Origin of the sequence: Streptomyces sp. NPDC005803 (assembly GCF_040630435.1) — a bacterium.
In the GTDB taxonomy this organism is placed as follows: domain Bacteria; phylum Actinomycetota; class Actinomycetes; order Streptomycetales; family Streptomycetaceae; genus Streptomyces.
The window spans coordinates 1-25289 of record NZ_JBEXXO010000038.1 but is presented as its reverse complement, the minus strand read 5'-3'; the positions used below and the strand labels follow the sequence as shown (position 1 = coordinate 25289).

Below are 25289 nucleotides of genomic sequence, written 5' to 3'. Positions count from 1 at the left end.
CGGTGCCACGCGAGGCGCCTTCCCCGATAAGGCGCTCAGTCTTTCGCTCCGGAAGTGTGCGGCCAGGAGGCCGGAAGCACCGGATCGCGTCACACTATCCGTCCCGTTCGGTGTTGAGCGACGGGCGTGACATATTCCACGGCCCTTACAACCGGGCATTCTTCCCATTGCACGCCGAACGTTGTTGTCCGCTTGGTCATTGTTTTACTGCTTGCACAGGTCGGTTGCCGCATTGTTCCCCGAGTAGGTGGGCGTGGGAGTCGGGCCGGATCCGTCGTTGACGTCGACGCTTTTCCCGTCCTCGTCCTTGAGCTGGTCCGCCGGCACGACGGCGACGGGTTCGTCCTCGCGCAACTGCTTGAAGAGCTTGTCCGCAGCGGGTTGCACCAGTTCGTCCCGGTTCCGGTTGGCGGTGTACGGCTTCCGGGGCACGGTCAGGAACTGCACCTTGTCGGTCGGCACGTCGCGCATGCCCCGCACCAGGTCGTAGAGGTCCTTCAGGCTGTCCAGCCCCGGGTCGGTGGTCAGCGCCTTGGTGGCCGCGTCCAGCACCGGGTAGAGCCGGGTGGGATTGAGCAGGACCCCGTTGCTCTGCACCTTGTTCACCAAGGCCCCCAGGAACTGCTGCTGGCGGTCCATCCGCGCGGTGTCGCTGCCGTTGCCGATGGACTTCCGGGCCCGTACGTACCCCAGGGCCTGCTCGCCGTCGAGCTTCTGGCGGCCCGCCGACAGCTTGAGGTGTGCGGCGCTGTCGTCGATCGGTTCCTTGAGGCAGATCTCCACCCCGTCCACCGCGTCGACCATGCTCTTGAAGCCGTTGAAGTCGACGACCATGTGATGGTCGACGCGGATGCCGGTCATCTTCTCGACGGTACGGATGGTGCAGGCCGTGCCGCCGAATTCGAAGGCCCAATTGAACTGGGCGAACTGCGGCTTGCTGACCGTTTTATCCGGCTTGTGGCACTCCGGGATGTGCACCATCAGATCGCGCGGCAAGGACATCGCCGTGGCGCTCTTCCGGTCCGCGGCCAGGTGCAGCAGGATCGTCGTGTCCGAACGCTGGCTGCCGCCGTCGTCGTGGCCGTACTTGCGGTTGTCCCCGGCCCGGCTGTCGGAGCCGATGAGCAGGATGTTCTGTGCGTCGTGGACGACGGCGGAGGGGCGCTCCTTCTCGTAGGCCTTGAGTTCGGCGGCCGCGGAGGTGTCCGTCCGGATGTTGCCGTCCAGCTTCTTGTACAGCCACCAGCCGGCGCCCGCGGCGACGAGCACGGCGAACGAGGCGCCGAGCGCGGTCCAGCGCACCCAGTGACGCTTGCGCTTGACGACGATGTCGAGGGTGGGACCCGCGCCGTTCGGCGCCCGCCCCGGCGTCGGGCCGCTGCCCGACCCGCTGCGCGTCTCACCGCCCGGGCCGCTGCCCAGCCCGCTGCGCGTCTCATCCCCCGGGGCGCCCTCCGACCCGCTGCGCGTCTCACCGCCCGGGGCGCCCTCCGAGTCGCCCTCCGGGCTGCCTTCGGAGCCTTCGCCCTCGGAGACGTGCTCCTCGCCGGGCCCGGCAGTGGGCGATCCCTCCGGCCCCTGGTCCTCGCCCTTGCCCTCGCCCGCACCCGTGTGGTCGGGCGTCCGGTTCCCGCCCGTGGCCGAGTCGTCGGGGTCGGCGGGCGTGCCGGCACTTTCGGTCACGTCTGCGTCCATCCTTCACATGCGGCAGCGCGCTGGGCCGCCGGTCGCAGAAGTAGACGGCTGAACCTCACGCTTGGTTGTGTCCTGGGTGGTCTGTACCGCAGATCATGTACCGGAGTCGGCGCGCAGGCGGGAGGGCTCGGCCCACACTGGGCCGGACGAGTGGCCCTCAGGCCGCTTGTCATACCGCGGGGTTGTCGAGGGTGACCGGCGCACGCCGTCGACGGGCACCCGGGGCGTGGCGGCCGCCGTCAGACGGTCCGCGTGACCCGTTCGCTCTCGACGCGCTGGGCCAGCCCGTCCTCGCCCAGCTGCCCGAGGTGGCGGCACAGGACCACGGAACCCCCGGTGGCGAGCGGCGCGAAGAGCCCGGCGCTGAGCCCGTCCCAGGTGTCGTACGTACGTCCCGACAGCAGCCGCGATCCGGCGTCCAGGCCCAGCGCGGCACCGTCCGCGCGGGCCCGCTCCACCAGCTCCGCCCCGGTGAACGCGGCGCCGTCCACCGTCAGCGCCGGGGCGTCCGGGTCGACGGGGGCGAACGGCGCGAACCGGTCGCCCTGGCCCGGCACCTCCACGGCGTAGTCCGCGAAGCCCTCCGGGGCCTGCGGGAACCTGCCGCCCATCGGGCGCAGCGCCAGCGCGATCCGCTCACCCCGGCAGGCCCGTGCGGCGTCCAGGCTGTCCGGCCCGGAGACGACGAGGTCGGCGGCGGCGGGATCGCCCTGGACATCGGCGACCACGCCGGCCGAGGAGCAGGCCAGCAGCCAGACCGCGGACTGCCAGTGCGCGGGCAGCAGCAGCGCGAGCCGGTCACCGGGTTCGGCGGCGAGGTCGCCCTGCAACAGGTTCGCCGTCTTGGCCACCCAATTGGCGAAGGTGGCCACCGACAGTTCGACGCGCTCTCCGGTGGCGTCGTCGTAGAAAGTGACCATGGGGCGGGCCGGGTCCGCGGCGAGCGCGGAACGCAGCAGGTCGGCGGGGGTGCGGTCGCTGGCGTTCATGCGCAGAAGGGTACGCGGCGGTGCCGGGAGGGACCGGGCGCGGCGGGAGCGGGGTACACCGGTTCGGCAGACGAGGCGTCAATTGCCGGAAAAAGTCCGGGTCGCCGGAGTGGTGCGCTTGTGCCCAGGATCATATGTATGCGTGCCTTCCTTGCATCCTCCATCGGTGTCACCTGTGCGGCGGCTCTCGTGCTGCCGCTCGCCGCGCCCGCGGGCGCCGCCCCCGACACCCCCGTCCACCCGGCCACCGCGGGATCCGTTCCCGCCGAGGCGTCCGTACCGGCCGGAGTGCCCGGTTCGACGCAGTCCCTGGCCCTGAACCCGATGGCCTCCCCTTCCGTACGCGCCACCGGCTCACCCGCCGCACCGGCCGCCGAACAAGGGCTGGCCGAACGCGACGTCCGAAGGTTCTCCCTGGTCGGCGTCGTCTGGGACGACGTGAACGCCGAACTCCACGGCACCGCCCAGGTCCGCACCCGCGCCACCGGCACCGGCCGCTGGTCCGACTGGCAGGACCTGGAGACGCACAACGCCGACCACTCCGCCGACGCCGGGACCGCCGAACGCGAGTCGGGTGCCGCCCATGGCTCCACCGCCCCGCTCTGGGTCGGCGACTCCGACGGCGTCGAGGTCCGGGTGCGCCCCGAGGCCCCCGACTCCCGCGATGCGGCCGAGGCCCCCGTCCCGCTGCCCGCCGGGCTGCACCTCGAACTCGTCGACCCCGGCGAGGACCCAGGGGAGGTCCCCGGCGCGGACGCGGCGGACACCCCCGCCACCGGCGCGGCGGGCGCCGGCCGCGCCACTTCGCCGGGCGCCGTGCTCCCCGCCCTGAGCAGGACCGCGACCGAGGTGGCCGCCGGTCTCGTGCGCGCGGCGAAGCCGTACATCGGGCCCCGGCCGCGCATCATCACGCGCAAGGGCTGGGGCGCCGACGAGAAGCTCCGCGAGAGCGGCTTCGCGTACACGAAGACCGTCAAGGCCGCCTTCATCCACCACAGCGCCACCGGCAACAACTACACGTGCTCCCAGGCGCCCTCGGTCCTGCGCGGCATCTACCGCTACCACGTCAAGAGCAGCGGCTGGCGCGACATCGGCTACAACTTCGCCGTCGACAAGTGCGGAAACATCTACGAGGGCCGCGCCGGAGGCGTGACGAAGGCCGTCATGGGCGCGCACACCCTCGGCTTCAACACCAACACCATGGGCATCGCGGTGCTCGGCACCTTCAGCAAGTCGAACCCGCCCGCCGCCGCCGTCACCGCCGTCTCGAAGCTCACCGCCTGGAAACTCGGCCTGTTCGGAGCCAACCCCAAGGGCAAGGTGACGCTGACCTCGGGCGGCAGCAACAAGTACAAGAAGGGCAAGAAGGTCAAAATGAACGTCATCTCCGGCCACCGGGACGGATTCGCAACCGAATGCCCCGGAGCGCGTCTCTACAAGAAGCTCGGCACGGCCCGGACCGGTTCGGCCCGGCTGCAGGGCCGCTGACGCGAACGGAGCCATGACCAGGCGCCGGCCGTGCCGGAGGCCTGCTGCGGGCTGCTGACCGAAGGACCCCACCCCCGGTCTGCATACACTGGCCAGCCGAAACGAGGCCCGGCCCCAGCAGGAAGCAGAGACAGTGCTGTGACAGAGGCAAAAGAAGCGATCCTCCTGGTCGGCGGCAAGGGAACCCGGCTGCGCCCGCTCACGGTGCACACCCCGAAACCCATGGTCCCGGCAGCGGGCGTCCCCTTCCTCACGCACCAGCTGGCGCGTGCCCGGGCCGCCGGGGTCGAGCACATCGTCCTCGCGACGTCGTACCTGGCGGAGGTCTTCGAGCCGCACTTCGGTGACGGCTCGTCGCTCGGCCTCCACATCGAGTACGTCACCGAACGCGAACCGCTCGGCACCGGCGGCGCCATCCGCAACGTCGCCGAGCGGCTCACCTCCGGCCCGGACGAGCCCGTCCTCATCTTCAACGGCGACATCCTCACCGGCCTCGACATCCGGGCCCTGGTCACCTCCCACGCCGACTCCGGAGCCGACGTCTCCCTCCACCTGACCCGGGTCGAGGACCCGCGCGCCTTCGGCCTTGTGCCGACGGACGGCACCGGCCGGGTCACCGCGTTCCTGGAGAAGCCGCAGACGCCCGAGGAGATCGTCACCGACCAGATCAACGCGGGGGCGTACATCTTCCGCCGGTCGGTCATCGACACCATCCCGGCCGGCCGCCCCGTCTCGGTCGAGCGCGAGACCTTCCCCGGACTGCTCGCCGACGGCGCGCACCTCCAGGGCATGGTCGACTCCACGTACTGGCTTGATCTCGGCACCCCGCAGGCGTTCATCCGGGGCTCCGCCGACCTGGTCCTCGGCCGCGCGCCCTCCCCGGCCGTCCCCGGCCGGTGCGGTGACCGCCTCGTCCTGCCGACCGCCTCCGTCGCCCCCGACGCCAAACTCACCGGCGGTACGGTCATCGGCGCCGACGCCGTCATCGGAGCGGGCGCCAGGATCGAGGGCTCCGCCGTGCTCGCGGGCGCCATCGTCGAACCGGGTGCCGTGATCACGGACTCCCTGGTCGGAGCGGGCGCCAGAATCGGCAGCCGTACGGTGCTCGCGGGCGCGGTCGTCGGCGACGGAGCCAAGGTCGGCGCCGACAACGAACTGCGCGACGGCGTCCGCATCTGGTGCGGGGCCCACCTGCCCGCCGCGTCGGTACGGTTCTCCTCGGACGAATGACCGGACCCGCCACCTTCTCGTCAACTCCCCGAGTGGCCGGAAACAGCCGTACCCTCGACAGGCACCCCCGACTACCGAGGACCTCACCCGTGGCAGGACGATTCGCTCCCCGCAGCACCCCGCGCGCGGCCGTCCCGCACCAGGTGGCGGCGCCCGTACCGGCGCCGCTGACCCGCGACTGGACCCCGCCGGGCCCGCTCGACCTGCGGCTCGTCCTCGGCCCGCTGCGCCGGGGCCCCGCCGATCCCACCTTCCGGATGTCCGCCGACGGCTCCGTCCGCCGGGCCAGCCGCACCCCCGTGGGCCCCGGCACGCTCCATGTCGTCGCCCGTGACGGCCGCATCGAGGCCGCGGCCTGGGGACCCGGCGCGTCCTGGCTGCTGGACCAGCTGCCCACCCTCCTCGGCGAGGCGGACGACCCGGCGGCGTTCACCCCGCGCCACCGCCTGCTCGCCGTGACCCATCACCGCCGCCCCGGGCTGCGGCTGCTGCGCACCGGCCTGGTGATGGAGTCCCTGATCCCGTCGGTCCTGGAGCAGAAGGTCACCACGGACGAGGCGTACCGCGCCTGGCGGCTGCTGGTCCGCACCTACGGAGAACCGGCGCCCGGCCCGCAGGAGTACGGCCTCTACGTCATGCCGGACGCCCGCACCTGGTCGCTGATCCCGTCGTGGGAGTGGCACCGCGCGGGTGTGGACAGCAAGCGCTCGACGACGATCCTGCGTGCGGTCCGGGTGGCCCGCCGCATGGAGGAGGCGGCCGCCATGGAACTGCCCGAGGCCATGACCCGCCTCCAGGCGATCCCCGGCATCGGCCCCTGGACGGCCGCCGAGACCCTGCAACGGGCGAACGGCGCGGCGGACGCGGTCACGGTCGGCGACTACCACCTGCCCGGCATCGTCGGCCACGCGCTGGCCGGCAACAGGAACGCCGACGACGAGGAGATGCTGACCCTGCTCGCCCCGTACGAGGGCCAGCGCCACCGGGCCACCCGCCTCATCCTGCTCTCGGACAACATCCGCCCCCGTCACGCCCCGCGCCTGCAACCCCGCGACATCGCGCGGCTGTAGCGGGCGCGGCCCAGGGGGACTGCCCCGCAGGTCGGCCGGCCGGGCAGAAACCGAGCGGTTCCGCGGTGGGCACGCCCGTCCGGCGACTGAGGAGCGGGGCGCGGGGCAGAGCCCCGAGAAGCCGCGCCGGCGCTGAGGAGCGAGGACGGGCCGCACCGGGCAGCGGGCCCGGCTGCCCGGCGTCCCCTCACCGCACCACGACGAAGTCCTCCGCGTCGCGCCCCACCCGGGCGCCCGGTGCCGCCACCGCACGTCCCACCGCGACCGCCCCCAGCGGATCCCACGAGGCCGGCAACGACAGCACCTCCCGCACGACGTCCCGGCAGAACATCGTCGAGGACACCCACGCCGAGCCGAGCTGCTCGCCGGCCAGCGCGACCAGGAAGTTCTGGATCCCGGCGCCCGCGGCGACCACGAACATCTCGCGCTCCGCCCCGTCCCGCCGCGCGTCCCCGTACGTGTGCGAGCCGTCCATCACCAGACACGGCACCACCAGGTACGGCGCCCGGCGCAGCACATCGCCCCGCCGCACCCGCTTGGCGATCGACTCCTCGCTCCTGCCGTCACGCCGCAGGTCCGCGATCCACGCGTCCCGCATCGCGTCCAGCAGCCGGGTCCGCGACTCCTGCGACTCCAGCAGCACGAACCGCCAGGGCGTCGTGTGGTGGGGCGCCGGGGCCGTCACCGCCGCGGCCACGGCACGCCGCACCGCCCCCGGATCCACCGGCTCGTCGGTGAACTCGCGGACCGTACGCCGCTGGGTCACCGCCTCCCGTACCGCCTCGGACGTCCCCAGCCGGAACATGTCGTCGGCCGCGACCCGCACCATCGCCCGCGCGCCCCCGGCGTCCGCCGGGTCCACGACGTGGCCGAGCCCGCGCACCACCGCCACCGGCAGCCCGTCCGCCTTGCCCTTGACCAGGTCACCGGCGGAGGCCAGCTCGTCCGCCGTGGCGACCACGGTCGCGCTCAGCGGATTGCCGTACGCGTCGCTGCCGCCCCGCAGGTCGTCCAGCACCCGCACCCCGGCCGCGCCGATCGCGACATCGGTCAGCCCGTTGCGCCAGGGCCGCCCGAAGGTGTCCGTGACGACGACGCCGACCTCGACGCCCAGCGTGTCCCGCAGCCCCTCCCTGATCGCCCGCGCCGAGGCGTCCGGGTCCTCGGGCAGCAACAGGACGGTCCCGGCGGGGGTGTTCGACGCGTCGACCCCGGCGGCGGCCATGACGAGGCCCTGCCGGTTCTCCACGATCCGCAGCGTGCCGCGCCTCGCCACCACCCGTACCGTCTCGGCGTCGATCGCCGCCTCCCGGTCGGTGGCCTCGACGATCCGGCCCTCCGCCTTGGAGACGATCTTCGAGGTGACGAGCAGGACGTCACCGTCGGTCAGTCCGGGCTCGGTGGCGGCGATCAGCTTCGCGAGATCGTCCCCGGGCCGCACCTCGGGCAGGCCGGGCAGCGCCCACACCCGGTAGGAGGGCGCGGCGTCCGTGCCGGTGCTCACGCGCGTACCTCCTCGGCGAGGTCCAGTGCCTGCCGCGCCATCTCGGCGGTGGCGGCGACGTCGGTCATCATCAGCGGTACGGAGCGGCAGCGGATGCCCGCGGACTCCACCTCGTCCACGGCTCCCGCGTCCACGGTGTCGACGAGCCAGCCGTCGAGCAGCCCGGAACCGTAGTGCTGGGCGACCGCCGCGGCCGTCGACTCGACGCCCACCGCGGCGAGGACCTTGTCCGCCATCCCGCGCACCGGTGCGTCACCGACGATGGGGGAGAGGCCGACGACCGGCACGCCGGCCTCGGCGATGGCTTCCCGGATACCGGGCACGGCGAGGATGGTGCCGACGGACACGACGGGGTTGGACGGCGGGAAGAGGATGACGTCGGCCCCGGAGATCGCCTCCAGGACGCCCGGAGCGGGCTTGGCCTGCTCGGCGCCTACGGGCACGATCGCCTGCGCCGGGACGGAGGCGCGCAGCTTCACCCAGTACTCCTGGAAGTGGATGGCCCTGCTCTCGCCGTCGACGTCGACCGCCACGTGCGTCTCGACCCGGTCGTCGGACATCGGCAGCAGCCGGACCCCCGGCTTCCAGCGCGCACAGAGCGCCTCGGTGACGGCGCTGAGCGGGTAGCCCGCGCCGAGCATCTGCGTACGGACGATGTGGGTGGCGAAGTCACGGTCGCCGAGCCCGAACCACTCGGGGCCGACGCCGTACGCCGCGAGTTCCTCCTTGACGTGGAAGCTCTCGTCGGTACGGCCCCAGCCCTGCTCCTCGTTGATGCCACCGCCGAGGGTGTACATCACGGTGTCGAGGTCGGGGCAGACCTTGAGGCCGAACAGATGGATGTCGTCACCGGTGTTGCCGATCACCGTGATGTCCGCGTCGGGCGCGGCCTCCTTGAGGCCACGCAGAAAACGAGCACCACCGATACCGCCGGCCAGAACCACAATGCGCATGCAAACAGTCTGTCAGGCGCAGCCTGATCGTTGTCGGGGTGGTGGCGGGCGGGGGGTGAGTCGGGTTGGGGGAGTCGGGGATCGTCAGGCGGTGGCGGGTACCGCGGCGCACTGTGCGGTGTGCATCGGCATGTCGGTGAGGCCCGGGTAGTAGACGTGCAGGCTGACGGCCGGTTCGAGGGAGTCGTTGACCACCTCGTGGACGTAGCCGGGGGCGAAGACGCGCTGCGCACCGGCGCCCAGCGTCTGCTTGCCACGGTTCGCACGCTCGGTCAGCTCGCCGTCCAGCACGGTCAGTACGCCGGAGGAGGGGCCGTGGTCGTGCAGGCCGCTGCCCTGGCCGGGGACCCAGCTGAGCAGCCAGACCTCGTAACCGGGGCCGGTGCGGAGGCGGTGGTACCAGCGGGTGGTGGCGTCGTACCGGACGAGCGGGGCCCACTGGGCGCGGTCGGCGGCGAGGGTGCGGGCGAGCCCGACGAACTCCGCCACCGTGGCGGGGTGCTCCCGGGCGGGGCGCAGGAGGTGCTGGACCTCGAGGAGGTCTCCGGCGATCTGGAGGTCGCTGTCGCTGTTCATGGGTGCGGTGGTTCCTCGGCAGGGGTGCAAGGCGTGCAGTGCGGATGCAGGGGTGTCGCAGGACCGGAGGGACCGGGTGTCCACAGGGGCCGGGAGGCCGCGTGGGAAGGGTCCGGGGGTCCGGAATGAGCCGTGTCGAGCTGGAGCGCGGGGGCTTCAACAGCTGAGACAGCTGGAACAGCAACAGCGGGCCTGAACAGCGCTGCGGAACCCACGGGTGTGGGTGGCGTGCATCGCTGAGGTCACTGGCATGACATCAAGAACAGCCGGAGAATCGCCGACTGTCAACCCAATGCCCGATTTGGGGACAATGTTTCACCTCATCCGGTTACTCCATGCGGAGAAAGGTTTATGCAACCCGGGTGCCGGACAGGTGGCGCATCAACCGCAGCCGCAAACGCGGCCGCACCTCCTGTGACACGACTGTGATCTTGATCGCTTCGGTGATCGAATCGCAACGTGTCCGGGCCTCCGGGAGTTCTTCCCCGTGGTCGGTGAGGGTGCTTTGGGGCCTGTGGCATATGTCAGGTTTTTGGTGATTTGCACACTTTACGCATACGCTTGGTTCCGCAGAGTGAATACCGAGGCCAATAGCAGATCTGAGCTTGACTGGCCCGGAGCTACACACTTGTAATTTCACTCGTGTCGTTCGGCCGATTCGATAACGGCCGCATCACGGGACGCAAGAGACAGACGAGGGGCGCACATGACCGAGCTGTTCCAGCAACTGCTGGTCGAGGACGCGGACGAGGAGCTCGGCTGGCAGGAGCGCGCACTGTGCGCCCAGACCGACCCCGAGTCCTTCTTCCCGGAGAAGGGCGGATCCACCCGCGAGGCCAAGAAGGTCTGTCTCGCGTGTGAAGTCCGGTCCGAATGCCTTGAGTACGCCCTGTCCAAGGACGAGCGGTTCGGCATCTGGGGCGGACTCTCCGAGCGGGAGCGACGGCGCCTCAAGAAGGCCGCGGTCTGACCCGCCCCCCGCGAACACCCCGGCCGCCAGGGCCGGCCGCAAGCGCCGGACCCGAGGAGCGGGCCTGTCCCCGGACCGGCCGTCCATGGCCCGCCGCCTGCACCCTGCCCGCAGGCGGCGGGCCATTGCTGTGCGCGGGCCCGCATCGCCCCCGCGCCCCGGCCCACGGTCCGCACATCCGGCAGCACCCACCCGCGCCCCCGGTGCGCACATCCGGCGTCGCCGCCCCGCGCTTCCGGCCCGCACATCCGGCGTCACCCACATCCGGCGTTACCGCCCGCGCTTCCGGCCCCGTAGGCCCGGCCTGCCCAGCCCACGCACGGGCGGCTCCCGGCCATTCCCCGGCACTCCCGGCCGCATCCGCAGCGAGCGCGCAACCGCATCCGCAGTGAGCGCGCGACCGCTTCCGGAGCGAGCGCCCGGCCGCTTCCACCACCGTGCCGGACCCGGGCGCCGACCGCCCTCCACCGCTGTGCCGCCGCCCTCGTTCAACCGCTCCGCGCCACCCCGGTTATCCGTACCGTTAGTGTGGGGCCCCGTCCGAGACGCGCCAACGACCCGACAGGGCGCGCGTGTACACCGATGCAGCCCCCGGGGGGACGTCCCCCGGACCCGGCCGGAGGGCCCGTACCTCGATGTCCGTGCACAGCCAACCGACGGCGCCTTACGCGGCCGCCGCCGCCCCAGAGTTCCCCCGGCATGTCGTCACCGCCGTGCTCGTCTCCCACGACGGCGCACGCTGGCTGCCCGACGCGCTCGCCGGGCTGCTCGGGCAGGAACGTCCCGTACAGAACGTCGTCGCCGCCGACACCGGCAGCGCCGACGACTCCGCGCGCCTGGTCACCGAGGCGCTCGGCGCCGACCGTGTCCTGCACCTCGCGCGGCGTACGAGCTTCGGCACCGCCGTCGACGAGGCGAGCCGCACCGCCGGCGTCCTCACCCCGGACGACCTGCCGTACCTGAAGCGTCCGAGCGGCTGGGACCCCGTCACCAGGACCTGGCGCGACGACGCCTACGACCTGCCGGACCTGCCGCACGGCGAACCGGTGCAGTGGCTCTGGCTGCTCCACGACGACTGCGCACCCGAACCCGACGCCCTCGCCGAGATGCTGCGCGTCGTCGACAACGACCGGCACGCCGCGATCGTCGGACCCAAGCTCCGCGGCTGGTACGACCGCCGGCAGCTCCTCGAAGTCGGCGTCTCCATCGCCAACAGCGGGCGCCGCTGGACCGGACTGGACCGGCGCGAGCAGGACCAGGGCCAGCACGACCAGGTCCGTACCGTCCTGTCCGTCTCCACCGCCGGCATGCTGATCCGCCGCGACGTCTGGGAGGAGCTCGGCGGCTTCGACCGCAGGCTCCCCCTGATGCGTGACGACGTCGACCTCTGCTGGCGTGCCCACATGGCCGGGCACCGGGTGCTGGTCGCCCCGGACGCCGTCCTGCGGCACGCCGAGGCGTCCGCCCGCGAACGCCGCCCCATCGACTGCGCCGGCCGCTCGGTCTCCAGCCCGCACCGCGTCGACAAGGCCGGCGCCGTCTACACGATGCTGGTCAACGCGTCCGGCAAGCGCCTGCCCTGGGTGATGCTCAGGCTCGTGCTCGGCACGCTGCTGCGCACGCTCGCCTACCTCGTCGGCAAGGTGCCGGGCCAGGCGCTCGACGAGGTCGCCGGACTCCTCGGCACCCTGCTGCGTCCCGGCCGGATCCTGGCGGCCCGGCGCGACCGCGGCAAGGGGACCGTCGACCCGGCCGAGCTGCGCGGGCTCTTTCCCCCGCCCGGCGCCACCGTCCGCGCGACCGTCGAGCAGGTCGCCGGCAACTTCGGCGGCGGCGCGGAGGCCGAGTCCGGCGGCTCGCGGCACGGCGCCGTCGAGTCCGGACCGGGCGGCGACGACGCCGACTTCCTGGAGATCGACCAGTTCGCCCGGCTGAAGCGGGTCGGGCGCAAGCCGGGCCCGGTGCTCTTCGCCGTCCTGCTCCTGGTCTCCCTCGTCGCCTGCCGCAGCCTCCTCGGCGGCGGCGCCCTGGCCGGCGGCGTCCTGCTGCCCGCGCCGGGCGACGTCTCCGACCTCTGGAGCCGCTACGCGGACGGGTGGCACACCGTCGGCACCGGCGGCACGCAGACCGCACCGCCCTACCTGGCGGTGATCTCGGCCCTGTCCGCGCTGTTCCTCGGCTCCACCGGCTTCGCCCTCACCCTGCTGCTGGTCTGCTCGGTCCCGCTCGCCGGACTCACCGCGTACTTCGCCTCCCGCCCGCTGCTCCCCTCGCGGCTGCTGCGGGCCTGGGCGAGCATCGCGTACGCCTTCCTGCCCGCCGCGACCGGCGCCCTGGCGACCGGCCGTCTCGGCACCGCCGTCCTCGCCGTGCTGCTCCCGCTGATCGCGCGCACGGCCGTCTCCGCGCACGGCATGCGGGGCGGCGACAGCCGCGGCAGCTGGCGTGCCACCTGGGCGTACACGCTGCTGCTCACCCTCGCGATGGCGTTCACGCCCATCGTCTGGCCGCTCGCCGTGGTGCTCGGCCTCGGTGTGCTGGCGCTGCGCCGCAACGACATCACGGCCTACGGTCTCCGCTTCCTCGCCGCCGTGGGCACCCCGCTGCTGGTCCTCGCGCCGTGGTCGCTCTCGCTCCTGACGAGCCCCTCGTCGTTCCTGAAGGAAGCGGGGCTGGAGACCGGTTCCGGTTCGGCCTCGGCGCTGGACCTCCTCGGCATCAGCCCCGGCGGGCCCAAGGCGGCCGGCGGCGTCCTGCTGCTCGGCATCGTGCTCGCGGCGCTGGCCGCGCTGCTGCGCGGGGAGCGGCAGTTCGCCGTGCGCGGCGCCTGGGTCGTCGCCCTCGTGGCCCTGGCCTTCTCCGGTCTGGCCAACGGGTCCGGCTGGGCGGGACCCGCCACGCTCGTCTACGGCGCCGCGCTCATCGCCGCCGCCCTGGTCGGCGCGGACGGGGCCCGGGTCCGGGTGGCCGAGCTCAGCTTCGGCTGGCGCCAGCCGGTCGCCGTGCTGATCGCGCTGGCCGCCGGGGTCGCCCCCGTACTGGCCGCCGCCGGCTGGATGATCGGCGGGGCCGCGGGCCCCCTGGAGCGCCGCGACCCGGTGCAGGTGCCCGCGTTCGTCGCCGAGGAGAGCGGCACCCGGGACCAGCCGCGCACCCTGGTGCTCGGCGGTACCTCGCCCAGCTCCGTCGTGTACACCCTGGTCCGTGGGTCGGGCGCGCGGCTGGGCGACGCCGAACTGGCGGCCGCCGGCGGTGGCAACAGCCACCTCGACAAGGTCGTCGCCAACCTGGTCGCGGGCTCCGGCGCCGACCAGGGCAGCCAGCTCAGCGGCTTCGCGATCCGCTACGTCCTCGTCCGGGACGGGGCGCCGAAGCGGATGAGCCGGATCCTCGACGCGACCCCTGGCCTCAGCCGCCTCAGCCAGCTGGACGGCAGCGCGCTGTGGCGGGTGGACCGCCAGGTCGCCCGGATCATGATCATTCCGTCGGCGGCCGGTGCCGAGCAGCTTCCGGTGGGCTCCGGGCCCGTCGACGCGCACACCAAGATCCCGGCGGGCGCCGCGGGCCGCGTGCTGCGGCTCGCCGACGCCGCCGACCCCGGCTGGCAGGCCACCCTCGACGGACGGGCGCTGACCCGCAAGACCGTCGACGGCTGGGCCCAGGGCTTCGAGCTCCCCACCGAGGGCGGCACGCTGGACCTGACGTACGAGGCGCCCTTCACGCACTCCGTGTGGATCTGGATCCAGGTCGCGCTCACCGTGGTCCTGGTGGTCCTGGCCCTGCCGGGACGCCGCCGGGAGATCGACGACGACCTGCCGGAGGAGGGCGAGGCGGTCCCCGCCGAGCCGGTCGCCGGCGAGGGACGCCGGGCCCGCAGGCTGCGTGCGGCCGCGCTGGCGGAGGGCGAGGGCGACGACGGCGAGAGCTTCGACGCCGACGGGGCCGCGGACGCGGGGGAGCGGGCCGAGCACATCCCGGCCCAGCAGACCGGCCCCCAGGCCACCGGGCCGCAGACGCCCGACGCCGACGACGGCCAGGACGTCTTCGTCCCCCAGCAGGCCGATGGCGACACCGGCCGGTACGCGGCGGTGCCGCAGCAGCAGTACGGGGAGTGGGACGCCCAGCAGTACCAGGGCGCCGGCTACCCGCAGTCCGAGGACGGCCGGTATCCGGAGGGCCAGTACCAGGACGGCCGGTATCCGCAGGGGCAGTACCAGGACGGCCAGTACGGCGACGCGCAGCAGCAGGCGCAGCAGCCCGACGGCGCCCCCGGCTACGACCCGTACGGCTACCAGCAGCAGGGCGAGTACACCCCGTACGCCCAGGGCCAGTACGGCGACGCCCCACAGGGCGACAGCGGTCCGTACGACCCCCAGGCCCCGTACGGCAACGCTCCGTACGACGCCGGCCAGTACGAGGCCGGCCGGTACGACGCGGGTCAGTACGGCGCCCAGGGCGCGTACGGCACCCAGGACCCGTACGGCGAGCAGGGCGCGTACGACCCGCAGAACCCCGACGAGAATCCCGACGGGAACCCCGCCCCGGGCCAGAACCCGTGGCCGACCCGTAACGCATCGCGAGGCGAGTCCGAGTGAAGTCCACCAGCCTGTCCCTCATCGCCGGGGCCGTCGCCCTCGCGGCCGTCACCGGATTCGCCGCGGTCACCGCGCCGGACGACGGGGGCACGACGGCGGCGAAGCCGGCCGCACGGCTGCCCGTCGAACGCTCCAGCCTGCTCTGCCCGGCCCCCGGCCTGTCCGACCTCGCCGAGACGCAGTACACCTCCTTCACCCCGGCCGCGAAGAGCGACGACGCGGAGGGGCCGGCCGGTGCGGCCGAGCTCCTGTCGTCCACGGCCGCCAAGGACGACGCGAAGGACGACGGGAAGAGCAAGGACGGCAAGACCGAGAAGGCGGACCCGGACAAGCCGGTCGTCCTCCTCAAGGAGCCCGGCAAGCCGGCCACCGCCGAGGCGTCCGGCGGGGACGCCCCCGCCCTCGTCGGCACCGCCACCGGCCGGCTGGCCCCCGGCTGGACCGTCCAGCAGACCACCACCGTCGAGGCGGGGGACTCCCGCGGCCTGCTCGGGGTCAGCTGCACCGCACCCGACACCGACTTCTGGTTCCCGGCGGCGAGCACGGCGAAGTCCCGCGAGGACTACGTCCACCTCACCAACCCGGACGACACCGCCGCCGTCGCCGACATCGAGCTGTACGGCCCGGAGGGCACGCTCAAGTCCGACGTGGGCGAAGGCATCACGGTGCCCGCCCGGTCCGGTGTCCGCGTCCTCATCTCCACGCTGACCAGCAAGGCCGCGGACGATGTGACCGTCCACGTCACCACGCGGAGCGGACGCGTCGGCGCCGCCGTCCGGGCCGCGGACACGGATTCCGGCAGCGACTGGCTGTCCGCCTCCACCGAGCCGGCGGGCACCCTGGTCCTGCCGGGCATCCCGGCGGACGCGACCTCGGTGCGGCTGGTGGCTTTCGCCCCCGGCGAGGACGACGCCGACCTCACGGTGAAGCTGCTCGGCAAGACGGGCGCGATCTCACCGGCCGGTCACGAGGACCTCCACGTCAAGTCGCGGATGACCGCCGGCGTCGACCTGAAGGACCTGACCAAGGGCGAGCCTGGCTCGCTGCTCCTGACTCCCTCCGAGGACGGCAAGGCCACCCCGGTGGTGGCCGCGCTGCGGGTGGTCCGCGGCAAGGGCGACAAGCAGGAGGTCGGCTACATCCCGGCGACCGCCCCGGTGGGCGCGCAGGCGACCGCCGCCGACAACCGGGCGAAGGGGTCGGTCCTCTCGCTCACCGCCCCCGGCGCCGCCGGCACCGTCAAGGTCACGGCGTCCGCGGGCAGCAAGGGCGGAACCCCGGTCAGCAAGACGTACCAGGTCGCCGCCGGCACGACGGTCGCGGTCACCCCACCCGTACCGGCGGGGCTCAAGGGCACGTATGCCCTGACCGTCGAGACCCAGTCGGGCGGCCCGGTCCACGCCTCCCGCACGCTGACGGTGCCGATGGACGGCATCCCGATGTTCACGGTGCAGACGCTGCCGGACGACCGGGGAACGGTCGAGGTACCGGCCGCCGAGCAGGACCTGTCGGTCCTGGACAACTGACGCGCCGACGGCTGAGGGGCGGGGGACGGCTGCGGCGGCCGTTACGGCCGGGTAGCGGGCGACGGACGGGGGCGCTGCGACGACCGGACCGCGCGGGCGGCGCCCAAAACCGGCCCGTCCGGCGGCCGGGCCCCGCGGCCTCGCCGCACGGCTCCGTCCCGCGGCGGGGCCCCGCGGCGTTGCCGCACGGTTCGGTCTCTACGCCGGGCCCGGTGGCCTCGTCGCACGGTTCGGTCCCGCAGCCCGGTCCGGTGGCCTCGTCGTCTGCCGCGCCCCCGAGCTTCGTCACCCAGCAGCTACGCGGGTGGCGACCGCCTACTCCTGCCCGTAGCGCGGATCGACCGACTCGGGCGAGAGCCCGAGCAGCTCCGCGACCTGCTCGACCACGACCTCGTGCACGAGCAGCGCACGCTCGTCACGACTCTTGGTGCGGATCTCGACGGGGCGCCGGTAGATGACGATCTGCGCGGGCCGCTCCTTCTCCGCGGACAACGCGCTCCCCAGCGGCACGGTCTCCTCCGTGGTCCCCGGCACGTCGAGGACCACGAAGTCGACCTCGGCCAGCTGGGGCCACCGCCGCTCAAGCCGCTCCACCGAGTCCTGCACCAGATCGCGGAAACTGTCCGCCCTGCTGGCGGAGAGCGGCACCTGGGGAGGCGCGACGGGGCCGCGCATGCCGCGGCCGTGTCGGTCTCGGCGCCGTGGTCGGGGCTCGGACGGGTGGGGCGGTACGGGACTGTCCATCACTGACGCAGCGTAACCCTCCGCCGGGCGAGCGGGCCGAGGCCGTCCCGGAGGGAGGTGACCTGTCTGTTCCTGACCGATCCAGCCATGGAACGACCCGCTTCAAGCCCTGCTCCTGATCGCGGATTCCTTGCCGAATGACAGGTTTTGAGCCGAGTGGCGACCGGAATCGTTGCCGTCCCCACGCGCGCACGTTTCCTCCCGCGCAGGTCAGGTGAGTTGCCCGGGAAGCCCCTGTGCCCGACGTCACAGGGCGACACGGTGGGGTGAGCCGGGGGAGAGTCGTCGCAGCCCGCTCAAGAGTGCGGTACCGTCCAACATCGTGAGCCCTGTACGTCGCTGTTCGCGCACCGCGTGCGGCCGCCCTGCCGTCGCGACACTGACGTACGTCTATGCCGACTCGACTGCGGTCCTCGGCCCGCTCGCCACCTACGCCGAGCCCCACTGCTACGACCTCTGTGCCGAGCACAGCGAGCGCCTCACCGCGCCCCGTGGCTGGGAGGTGGTCCGGCTCTCCGATCCGGGCGCGCCCAGCCGGCCCAGCGGTGACGACCTCGAAGCGCTGGCCAATGCCGTACGGGAAGCCGCGCGTCCGCAGGACCGCGGTGACGGGACCAGGGGAGGCGGCCCCCGCACCGCCGACCCGATGGAGGTCGCCCGCAGGGGCCACCTCCGGGTGCTGCGCTCCCCCGACTCCTGAGGGACCGCCTCCGAGTCGTGAGCGGCCACCCGTGAGCGGCGCCGTCACGCGTCACCCGGAGGGCAGGGCGTTTCCGGCCGCCGGGTAGTTTGGCGGTCCGAAGAAACCTCAGGAGGACCGTCCGTGACTCCAGACCTGTCGCAGCTCGTGAAGGCGTACGACGTGCGCGGAGTCGTGCCCGACCAGTGGGACGAGGCGCTGGCCGAGCTGTTCGGGGCGGCGTTCGTCGAGGTGACGGCCGCGGACGCGATCGTCATCGGCCACGACATGCGCCCCACGTCCCCCGCCCTCTCAGGAGCCTTCGCCCGGGGCGCGGCGGCCCGTGGAGCCGACGTCACCCTGATCGGCCTCTGCTCGACCGACCAGCTGTACTACGCGTCGGGGTCGCTGGACCTGCCGGGCGCGATGTTCACGGCCTCGCACAACCCGGCGCAGTACAACGGCATCAAGATGTGCCGGGCCGGAGCGGCCCCGGTCGGCCAGGACACCGGCCTCGCAGAGATCCGCACCCTGGTCGAGAAGTGGTCGGAGACCGGCGCACCGGAGCCGGCCGCCACCCCCGGCACGGTCACCGCACGCGACACCCTCGCCGACTACGCCGCCCATCTGCTGTCCCTGGTCGACCTGGCCGCGATCCGCCCCCTGAAGGTGGTCGTGGACGCGGGCAACGGCATGGGCGGCCACACCGTCCCGACGGTCCTCGCGGGACTGCCGCTGGAACTCGTCCCGATGTACTTCGAGCTGGACGGCACGTTCCCGAACCACGAGGCCAATCCGCTCGACCCGGCGAACATCGTCGACCTCCAGGCCCGGGTGGTGGCCGAGGGAGCCGATCTCGGCCTGGCCTTCGACGGCGACGCGGACCGCTGCTTCGTCGTGGACGAGCGGGGCGCGGGCGTCTCCCCGTCGGCGATCACCGCACTGGTCGCGGCCCGTGAACTGGCCCGCAACGGCGGCCGGGGCACGGTCATCCACAACCTGATCTCCTCCCTCTCGGTCCCGGAGGTCGTACGCGAACACGGCGGCACCCCGGTCCGCACCCGGGTCGGCCACTCCTTCATCAAGGCGGAGATGGCGGCCCACGGCGCGATCTTCGGCGGTGAGCACTCCGCGCACTACTACTTCCGCGACTTCTGGAACGCCGATACGGGCATGCTCGCCGCCCTCCACGTCCTGGCCGCCCTCGGAGGCCAGGAGGGGCCCCTCTCGGCCCTGGTGGCCCAGTACGACCGCTACACCGACTCGGGCGAGATCAACTCCACGGTCGACGACCAGCAGGCCCGCACCGCGGAGGTGAGGGCAGCGTTCGCCACCCGCGAGAACGTGACCACCGACGACCTGGACGGCCTCACGGTCACCTCCCCCCACTGGTGGTTCAACCTCCGCCCTTCCAACACGGAACCCTTGCTGCGCCTGAACGTCGAGGCCGGCGACGAGGAGACGATGACGGCGGTACGCGACGAGGTCCTCTCCCTGATCCGCCGCCGGACCGCCTGACCGTGGCGGGGCACGGAAGACCCGACGCAGCTGGAGCCTCCCGCCCGTCTCGGCTCGGTCGGGGATGCCGCCCCAGCCCTCCGGCCGTTTCAGCCCCGCCGGGGACCCCCAACCCTCCAACCCCGTATCAGCCCCGCCGAGGGCCCACTCCGCCCTTCAGCCCCTCCGGCGTTTGAGGAGCGGAGCCCCGGTTACGGGAAGGGGCGGGCAGGGGACAAGGCACGCCGCGGGCGTCCCACCGACCCCACACCGCTCACCCCACCCGACCCGCCCTCACCCCCGGAGCCCGCACAGGCCACACCCGCACACCATCCGCGCCCGCCCGGGCCGGGCCGCGCCCCCGCCACCCCAGCGGTAGGCTGACCTCGCCCGTTCCACGAGGCACGAACAAAGATCAACTGAACAGCCGAAACGCGCACCGCGCACCAGCACGACGCACGACGCATCAGCACGACGCACGACGCACCGTGCACGCCACGCCCGTCCGCCTGCCCGCCCGAAGGGACCCACCCCATGCCGCTCGAAGCCGGCCTCCTGGAGATCCTGGCCTGCCCGGCCTGCCACTCCCCCCTCGACGACCGGTCGGCGGCCGACAGCCCCGAGCTGATCTGCACCGGCAAGGACTGCGGCCTGGCCTACCCCGTACGGGACGGCATCCCCGTCCTCCTCGTCGACGAGGCCCGCCGCCCCGCGTAACCGGGCCCCACCCCGCACGGTGATCGGCACGTGATCGGAGGACCGTCCCCATGCTCGACGAGTCGTTGCTCGACGCCCCGGAAGCCCTGGCCCGAGCCGACCGCCGCGGTCTGCTCCGTGGCGCCGCCGAGGCCGGGGCCCGGGTGCGTACCGCCGCCCGCCACGCCACGGAGGCCGGGATCACCGCGCTGAACCCGGAGGGCCGCCCGCGCGCCGTCCTGGTCGCGGGCTCCGGCACCGCCGCGACGGGCGTCGCCGACCTGATCGCGGCCCTGGCCGGGGCCTTCGCCCCCGTCACGCGCATCCCCCCGACGGGCGTCGCCCCCGCCCCCGGCGCGCTGCGCTGGACGCTGCCCGGCTGGGCCGGCTCCGTCGACCTGCTCCTCATCGCGACGGCGGACGGCTCCGAACCGGGCCTCGCCCTCCTCGCCGAGCAGGCGTACCGCCGCGGCTGCACTGTCGTGGCGGTCGCCCCCCGCCGGTCCCCGCTGCGTGAGGCGGTCGACGGCGTGCACGGCCTCGTCGTACCGATGGCCTCCGCCCCGCACGGCGAGTACGACGCGGAGACGTCAGCCGCCGGACCCGGCACCCTCTGGGCCCTGTTCACCCCGCTGCTCGCACTGCTCGACCGCGTCGGCCTGGTCACCGCGCCCGCCGAGGCTCTGCAGGGGGTCGCCGACCGCCTGGACCGCACGGCGGAGCGTTGCGGACCGGCGATCGCCACGTACAGCAACCCGGCCAAGACCCTGGCCGCCGAACTCGCGGACAGCCTGCCCCTGGTCTGGACGGAGGGCGAGGCCGCCGGCCCGGTCGGGCGCAGGTTCGCCGCGGTCCTGGCGGAGCTCTCCGGCCGTCCTGCCCTCGCGGCCGAACTCCCCGAGGCGCTCCCCGCCCACGGCGCCCTGCTGGCCGGGGCCTTCGCCGCCGGGGCCGACCCGGACGACTTCTTCCGTGACCGGGTCGAGGAGTCCGAGCCCCTCCACGCCCGGGTCGTCCTGCTCCGCGACCGGCCCACCGGCGGCCTGAGCGCGGCCCCCGCGGCCCGTGAGCTCGCTCTGGGCCACGACACGGCGATCAGCGAGCTGGAACCGGAGGAGGGCAGCAGGCTCGAAGCCCTCGCCGAACTCCTCGCGATCACGGACTTCGCAGCCGTCTACCTGGCCCTCGCCTCGGCAGCCCGGGCCTGAACCGTGTGACCCCGGCCCCGCCCGCCACCACCCGCGGCCTCCGCGCGCGGCCGAGCCCCCCACACCGGCCGCACGTACCAACACCGACACCAACGCCTCGCACGAAGCACGCGCACCACAGAGCACGCACCGCGAAGAACGCGCACCACCCAAAGCACGCGCACCACCCAAAGCACGCGCACCACCCGAAGCGCGCGCATCACACCAAGCACGCACGCATCTCACCAAGCACGAGGAAGAATTCCATGGACCGGCTCTCCAATACCGTGCGCCCGTACGCCTGGGGCTCCACCACCGCCATTCCGAAGCTGCTCGGCGTAGCCCCGACCGGCGAGCCGCAGGCGGAGATGTGGATGGGGGCTCACCCCGGAGCCCCCTCCCGGATAAGCCGTACCGTTGCCGCCCCCGAAACCGCCGGCGCCTCGACCGCCTCCTCGGCCGCGCCCGCCGCACAGGCCCTCACCGACGTCATCGCCGCCGACCCGGCCGGAGAACTCGGTCAGGCAGTCGTCGAGAAGTTCGGCCCCCGGCTGCCCTTCCTCCTCAAGCTGCTCGCCGCCGGGGCCCCGCTCTCGCTCCAGGTCCATCCCGATCTCGCCCAGGCACAGCAGGGTTACGCGGACGAGGAGCGCCGGTCCGTACCGATCGACGCCCCCCACCGCACCTACAAGGACGCCAACCACAAGCCCGAACTGATCTGCGCGCTCACCCCCTTCGACGGCCTGTGCGGCTTCCGCCGGCCCGTCGAGGCGGCCGAGGCGATGGAGGGGCTGGGCGTCGACTCCCTCAAGCCGTACGCCGATCTGCTGCGCGCCCACCCGGAAGAGGCCGCCCTGCGCGAGGTCCTCACCGCGATCCTCACCGCGGACCCGGCGGAGATGGCCGAGACGGTCGCCGCCGCGGCGGCCGCCGCCCAACGGCTCGGCGGCGCCTACGCCCCGTACGCCCGCATCGCCCACCACTTCCCCGGTGACGCCGGGGTCATCGCGGCCATGCTGCTGAACTACGTACAACTCCAGCCCGGCGAGGCCCTGTTCCTCGGGGCCGGCGTGCCGCACGCCTACCTTGACGGCCTCGGCGTCGAAATCATGGCCAACTCGGACAACGTGCTGCGCTGCGGACTGACGCCCAAGCACATCGACGTGCCCGAACTCCTGCGCATCGTCCGCTTCGAGGCGACCGAACCGGGCGTCCTGCGCCCCGAGGCGTCGCCGTCCGGCGAGGAGGTGTACGAGACTCCGGTCGACGAGTTCCGCCTCTCCCGGTTCGACCTCTCCCCGGGCGCGGCCCCCGTGGACCTCACCGCGGCGACGCCCCAGATCCTGCTCTGCACGGCCGGTGCGCCGAGCGCGGGCGACCTCGCTCTCAAGGCGGGCGAATCGGTCTTCGTGCCGGCCGGCGAGAAGGTCGAAGTGTCCGGTACGGGTACGTTGTTCCGGGCCACTGTGGTGGCCTGACGTACCGTCCGCACCAGCGACTGCAACAATGTCCGGCCGTACCGCGGCCGCCGGAGCCGCAGCACCGAAGAAGGGACACCAGGCACCCATGAGTGCGTCAGGCGGAACCAAGGCGATCGTGGCGGCACTCGGCGCCAACCTCGCGATCGCAGTGGCCAAATTCGTGGCGTTCCTGTTCAGTGGCTCGTCATCGATGCTCGCGGAGAGCGTCCACTCGCTGGCCGACTCCGGCAATCAGGGACTGCTGCTGCTCGGCGGCAAGAAGGCCCAGCGCGAGGCCACCCCCCAGCACCCCTTCGGATACGGGCGCGAGCGCTACATCTACGCCTTCCTCGTCTCCATCGTCCTGTTCTCGGTCGGTGGCATGTTCGCGGTGTACGAGGGCTACGAGAAGATCAAGCACCCGCACGCGATCGAGGCCTGGTACTGGCCGGTCGGCGTCCTGGTCTTCGCGATCATCGCCGAGGGCTTCTCCTTCCGTACGGCGATCAAGGAGTCCAACGAGACGCGCGGCTCGCTCTCCTGGACCCAGTTCGTCCGCCGCGCGAAGGCCCCGGAACTCCCCGTCGTGCTGCTGGAGGACTTCGGCGCGCTCATCGGCCTGGTCCTCGCGCTCGCCGGTGTCGGCCTGGCCCTCGGCACCGGCGACGGTGTGTGGGACGGCATCGGCACCCTGTGCATCGGCATCCTGCTGATCGCCATCGCGATCGTCCTGGCGGCCGAGACCAAGTCCCTGCTGCTCGGCGAGGCCGCCGGCACCGACCAGGTCGACAAGATCAAGGCCGCGGTCGTCGACGGCCACACCGTCACCGGCATCATCCACATGCGTACGCTTCACCTCGGCCCGGAGGAACTGCTGGTCGCCGCCAAGATCGCCGTCCAGCACGACGACACCGCCACCGAGGTCGCCCACGCCATCAACGCCGCGGAGTCCCGCATCCGCGAGGCGGTGCCGATCGCGCGGGTGATCTACCTGGAGCCGGACATCTTCAACGAGGCGGCGGCCGCGGCCGGCGTCAACCCGGCCAAACAGCCGGGCGGAGCAACGGCCCAACCTCCGTCCGACGGCACCCCTGACGACGCCCCCGGCACCCCGGCCGACCCGACGGAATCCGGTCACTGACCGCCTCCGACGCGCCGACGAGGCCGCTTCCGGACCTGCTGGACTGGGAGCGGCTGGGCCGTTCGGTGTAGATTCGTCGGCAGTGTCAGACGTCGCTGCTGATGGCGGTCGATCGGTCCGTACGCCGGACCGGCCGAGGGAGAGAGGGCCTCCGACGGACTGCGCTGCGAGCGCCCGGGCATTCGTGTGCCCGCCGCCGCAGAGCCGCCCTACCCACCTCGACCCCATCACGAGGAGCAGCCCGTTATGACGACGGTCGCCAATCGACAGGACTTCAAGGTCGCCGACCTCTCCCTCGCAGCCTTCGGCCGCAAGGAGATCACCCTCGCCGAGCACGAGATGCCCGGCCTGATGTCGATCCGCAAGGAGTACGCCGCCACGCAGCCGCTGGCCGGCGCCCGCATCACCGGTTCGCTGCACATGACCGTGCAGACGGCCGTGCTGATCGAGACCCTGGTCGCCCTCGGCGCCGAGGTCCGCTGGGCCTCCTGCAACATCTTCTCCACCCAGGACCACGCTGCGGCGGCGATCGCGGTAGGCCCGAACGGCACCCCGGAAGCCCCCGCCGGCGTCCCGGTCTTCGCCTGGAAGGGCGAGTCGCTGGAGGAGTACTGGTGGTGCACGGAGCAGGCGCTGACCTGGCCGAACACCCCCACCGGCGGTCCGAACATGATCCTCGACGACGGTGGTGACGCCACCCTCCTCGTCCACAAGGGCGTGGAGTTCGAGAAGGCCGGCGCTGCCCCGGACCCGTCGACGGCGGACAGCGAGGAGTACGCGCACATCCTCACGCTGCTGAACCGCACCCTCGGCGAGGCCCCGCAGAAGTGGACGCAGCTGGCCTCCGAGATCCGTGGCGTCACGGAGGAGACCACGACCGGTGTGCACCGGCTGTACGAGATGCACCGCGACGGCACCCTCCTGTTCCCGGCGATCAACGTCAACGACGCCGTCACCAAGTCGAAGTTCGACAACAAGTACGGCTGCCGCCACTCGCTGATCGACGGCATCAACCGGGCCACCGACGTCCTGATCGGCGGCAAGACCGCCCTGGTCTGCGGCTACGGCGATGTCGGCAAGGGCTGCGCGGAGTCCCTGCGCGGCCAGGGCGCCCGGGTGATCATCACCGAGATCGACCCGATCTGCGCCCTGCAGGCGGCGATGGACGGGTACCAGGTCGCCACCCTCGACGACGTCGTCGAGCAGGTCGACATCTTCGTGACGACGACCGGCAACAAGGACATCATCATGGCGTCCGACATGGCCAGGATGAAGCACCAGGCGATCGT

Annotated in this window: 19 protein-coding genes; 13 read left to right on the top strand and 6 right to left on the bottom strand. The window is 72.9% G+C overall.

What is annotated here, in order from left to right; all coding sequences use genetic code 11:
• Window positions 1-204: 204 nt before the first annotated feature.
• Together ABZ454_RS35130 and ABZ454_RS35125 are read right to left on the bottom strand one after the other, a co-directional pair.
• Window positions 205-1695, bottom strand: coding sequence for an LCP family protein (locus ABZ454_RS35130; RefSeq protein ID WP_359543573.1), 1491 nt, complete (start codon window positions 1693-1695; stop codon window positions 205-207).
• Between the two features lie 239 nt (window positions 1696-1934).
• On the bottom strand, window positions 1935-2684 hold the full coding sequence (locus ABZ454_RS35125) for a TIGR03089 family protein (RefSeq protein WP_359543572.1): 750 nt from the start codon (window positions 2682-2684) through the stop codon (window positions 1935-1937).
• Window positions 2685-2822: 138 nt separating this feature from the next.
• On the opposite strand from ABZ454_RS35125, the gene ABZ454_RS35120 reads away from it, so the two are divergent.
• The 3 genes from ABZ454_RS35120 to ABZ454_RS35110 all read left to right on the top strand — a co-directional run bounded on the left by ABZ454_RS35120 (window position 2823) and on the right by ABZ454_RS35110 (window position 6472).
• Window positions 2823-4172, top strand: a complete 1350-nt coding sequence (locus ABZ454_RS35120; RefSeq protein WP_359543571.1) for an N-acetylmuramoyl-L-alanine amidase — start codon at window positions 2823-2825, stop codon at window positions 4170-4172.
• A 138-nt stretch (window positions 4173-4310) separates the two neighbouring features.
• Window positions 4311-5402 (top strand): NDP-sugar synthase, encoded by a 1092-nt coding sequence (locus ABZ454_RS35115; protein WP_359543570.1) that lies wholly within the window; start codon window positions 4311-4313, stop codon window positions 5400-5402.
• Window positions 5403-5491: 89 nt separating this feature from the next.
• Window positions 5492-6472, top strand: coding sequence for a DNA-3-methyladenine glycosylase 2 family protein (locus ABZ454_RS35110; protein ID WP_359543569.1), 981 nt, complete (start codon window positions 5492-5494; stop codon window positions 6470-6472).
• Between the two features lie 187 nt (window positions 6473-6659).
• Here the strand turns inward: ABZ454_RS35110 and ABZ454_RS35105 are convergent, their stop codons facing one another.
• The 3 genes from ABZ454_RS35105 to ABZ454_RS35095 form a co-directional block, all read right to left on the bottom strand.
• Complete coding sequence (locus tag ABZ454_RS35105; RefSeq protein WP_359543568.1) at window positions 6660-7976, bottom strand: coenzyme F420-0:L-glutamate ligase; 1317 nt, start codon at window positions 7974-7976, stop codon at window positions 6660-6662.
• A complete protein-coding gene (cofD, locus tag ABZ454_RS35100; protein ID WP_359543567.1) occupies window positions 7973-8929 on the bottom strand; it encodes a 2-phospho-L-lactate transferase in 957 nt (318 codons plus the stop codon). The genes ABZ454_RS35105 and cofD overlap by 4 nt, the downstream gene beginning before the upstream one ends.
• A gap of 84 nt (window positions 8930-9013) precedes the next feature.
• On the bottom strand, window positions 9014-9505 hold the full coding sequence (locus ABZ454_RS35095; protein WP_359543566.1) for a cysteine dioxygenase family protein: 492 nt from the start codon (window positions 9503-9505) through the stop codon (window positions 9014-9016).
• Window positions 9506-10211: 706 nt separating this feature from the next.
• On the opposite strand from ABZ454_RS35095, the gene ABZ454_RS35090 reads away from it, so the two are divergent.
• From ABZ454_RS35090 to ABZ454_RS35080, 3 genes are all read left to right on the top strand, one after another.
• Window positions 10212-10475: a WhiB family transcriptional regulator gene (locus tag ABZ454_RS35090; protein ID WP_018103995.1), complete on the top strand. Its 264-nt coding sequence runs from the start codon at window positions 10212-10214 to the stop codon at window positions 10473-10475.
• 635 nt (window positions 10476-11110) lie between these two features.
• Window positions 11111-15070 carry a glycosyltransferase gene (locus ABZ454_RS35085; protein WP_359543565.1) on the top strand — a complete coding sequence of 1320 codons (3960 nt, stop codon included), beginning with the start codon at window positions 11111-11113 and terminating at the stop codon, window positions 15068-15070.
• Entirely contained in the window at window positions 15067-16596 is a 1530-nt protein-coding gene (locus ABZ454_RS35080) for a DUF5719 family protein (protein WP_359543564.1), read from the top strand. The genes ABZ454_RS35085 and ABZ454_RS35080 overlap by 4 nt, the downstream gene beginning before the upstream one ends.
• 315 nt (window positions 16597-16911) lie before the next feature.
• Here the strand turns inward: ABZ454_RS35080 and ABZ454_RS35075 are convergent, their stop codons facing one another.
• A complete protein-coding gene (locus tag ABZ454_RS35075) occupies window positions 16912-17340 on the bottom strand; it encodes a metallopeptidase family protein (protein WP_356320062.1) in 429 nt (142 codons plus the stop codon).
• A gap of 322 nt (window positions 17341-17662) precedes the next feature.
• On the opposite strand from ABZ454_RS35075, the gene ABZ454_RS35070 reads away from it, so the two are divergent.
• The 7 genes from ABZ454_RS35070 to ABZ454_RS35040 form a co-directional block, all read left to right on the top strand.
• Complete coding sequence (locus ABZ454_RS35070) at window positions 17663-18040, top strand: DUF3499 domain-containing protein (protein WP_356320063.1); 378 nt, start codon at window positions 17663-17665, stop codon at window positions 18038-18040.
• A 123-nt stretch (window positions 18041-18163) separates the two neighbouring features.
• Window positions 18164-19537 carry a phosphomannomutase/phosphoglucomutase gene (locus ABZ454_RS35065; RefSeq protein WP_359543563.1) on the top strand — a complete coding sequence of 458 codons (1374 nt, stop codon included), beginning with the start codon at window positions 18164-18166 and terminating at the stop codon, window positions 19535-19537.
• A 513-nt stretch (window positions 19538-20050) separates the two neighbouring features.
• Window positions 20051-20233, top strand: coding sequence for a Trm112 family protein (locus tag ABZ454_RS35060; protein ID WP_328894320.1), 183 nt, complete (start codon window positions 20051-20053; stop codon window positions 20231-20233).
• A 50-nt stretch (window positions 20234-20283) separates the two neighbouring features.
• Window positions 20284-21420, top strand: coding sequence for an SIS domain-containing protein (locus ABZ454_RS35055; RefSeq protein WP_356320066.1), 1137 nt, complete (start codon window positions 20284-20286; stop codon window positions 21418-21420).
• A gap of 245 nt (window positions 21421-21665) precedes the next feature.
• Window positions 21666-22877: a mannose-6-phosphate isomerase, class I gene (gene manA, locus ABZ454_RS35050; protein ID WP_359543562.1), complete on the top strand. Its 1212-nt coding sequence runs from the start codon at window positions 21666-21668 to the stop codon at window positions 22875-22877.
• An 88-nt stretch (window positions 22878-22965) separates the two neighbouring features.
• Complete coding sequence (locus tag ABZ454_RS35045; RefSeq protein ID WP_356320069.1) at window positions 22966-24000, top strand: cation diffusion facilitator family transporter; 1035 nt, start codon at window positions 22966-22968, stop codon at window positions 23998-24000.
• Between the two features lie 246 nt (window positions 24001-24246).
• Window positions 24247-25289 (top strand): adenosylhomocysteinase (locus tag ABZ454_RS35040; protein ID WP_359543561.1); only part of this gene is annotated, 1043 nt, incomplete at its 3' end.

Bases quoted from the DNA above. Each gene is read 5' to 3' on its own strand.
- ABZ454_RS35130 (WP_359543573.1), bottom strand. From the start codon at position 1,695: ATGGACGCAGACGTGACCGAAAGTGCCGGCACGCCCGCCGACCCCGAC.
- ABZ454_RS35125 (WP_359543572.1), bottom strand. From the start codon at position 2,684: ATGAACGCCAGCGACCGCACCCCCGCCGACCTGCTGCGTTCCGCGCTC.
- ABZ454_RS35120 (WP_359543571.1), top strand. From the start codon at position 2,823: ATGCGTGCCTTCCTTGCATCCTCCATCGGTGTCACCTGTGCGGCGGCT.
- cofD (WP_359543567.1), bottom strand. From the start codon at position 8,929: ATGCGCATTGTGGTTCTGGCCGGCGGTATCGGTGGTGCTCGTTTTCTG.
- ABZ454_RS35095 (WP_359543566.1), bottom strand. From the start codon at position 9,505: ATGAACAGCGACAGCGACCTCCAGATCGCCGGAGACCTCCTCGAGGTC.
- ABZ454_RS35090 (WP_018103995.1), top strand. From the start codon at position 10,212: ATGACCGAGCTGTTCCAGCAACTGCTGGTCGAGGACGCGGACGAGGAG.
- ABZ454_RS35085 (WP_359543565.1), top strand. From the start codon at position 11,111: ATGTCCGTGCACAGCCAACCGACGGCGCCTTACGCGGCCGCCGCCGCC.
- ABZ454_RS35075 (WP_356320062.1), bottom strand. From the start codon at position 17,340: ATGGACAGTCCCGTACCGCCCCACCCGTCCGAGCCCCGACCACGGCGC.
- ABZ454_RS35060 (WP_328894320.1), top strand. From the start codon at position 20,051: ATGCCGCTCGAAGCCGGCCTCCTGGAGATCCTGGCCTGCCCGGCCTGC.
- ABZ454_RS35055 (WP_356320066.1), top strand. From the start codon at position 20,284: ATGCTCGACGAGTCGTTGCTCGACGCCCCGGAAGCCCTGGCCCGAGCC.
- manA (WP_359543562.1), top strand. From the start codon at position 21,666: ATGGACCGGCTCTCCAATACCGTGCGCCCGTACGCCTGGGGCTCCACC.
- ABZ454_RS35045 (WP_356320069.1), top strand. From the start codon at position 22,966: ATGAGTGCGTCAGGCGGAACCAAGGCGATCGTGGCGGCACTCGGCGCC.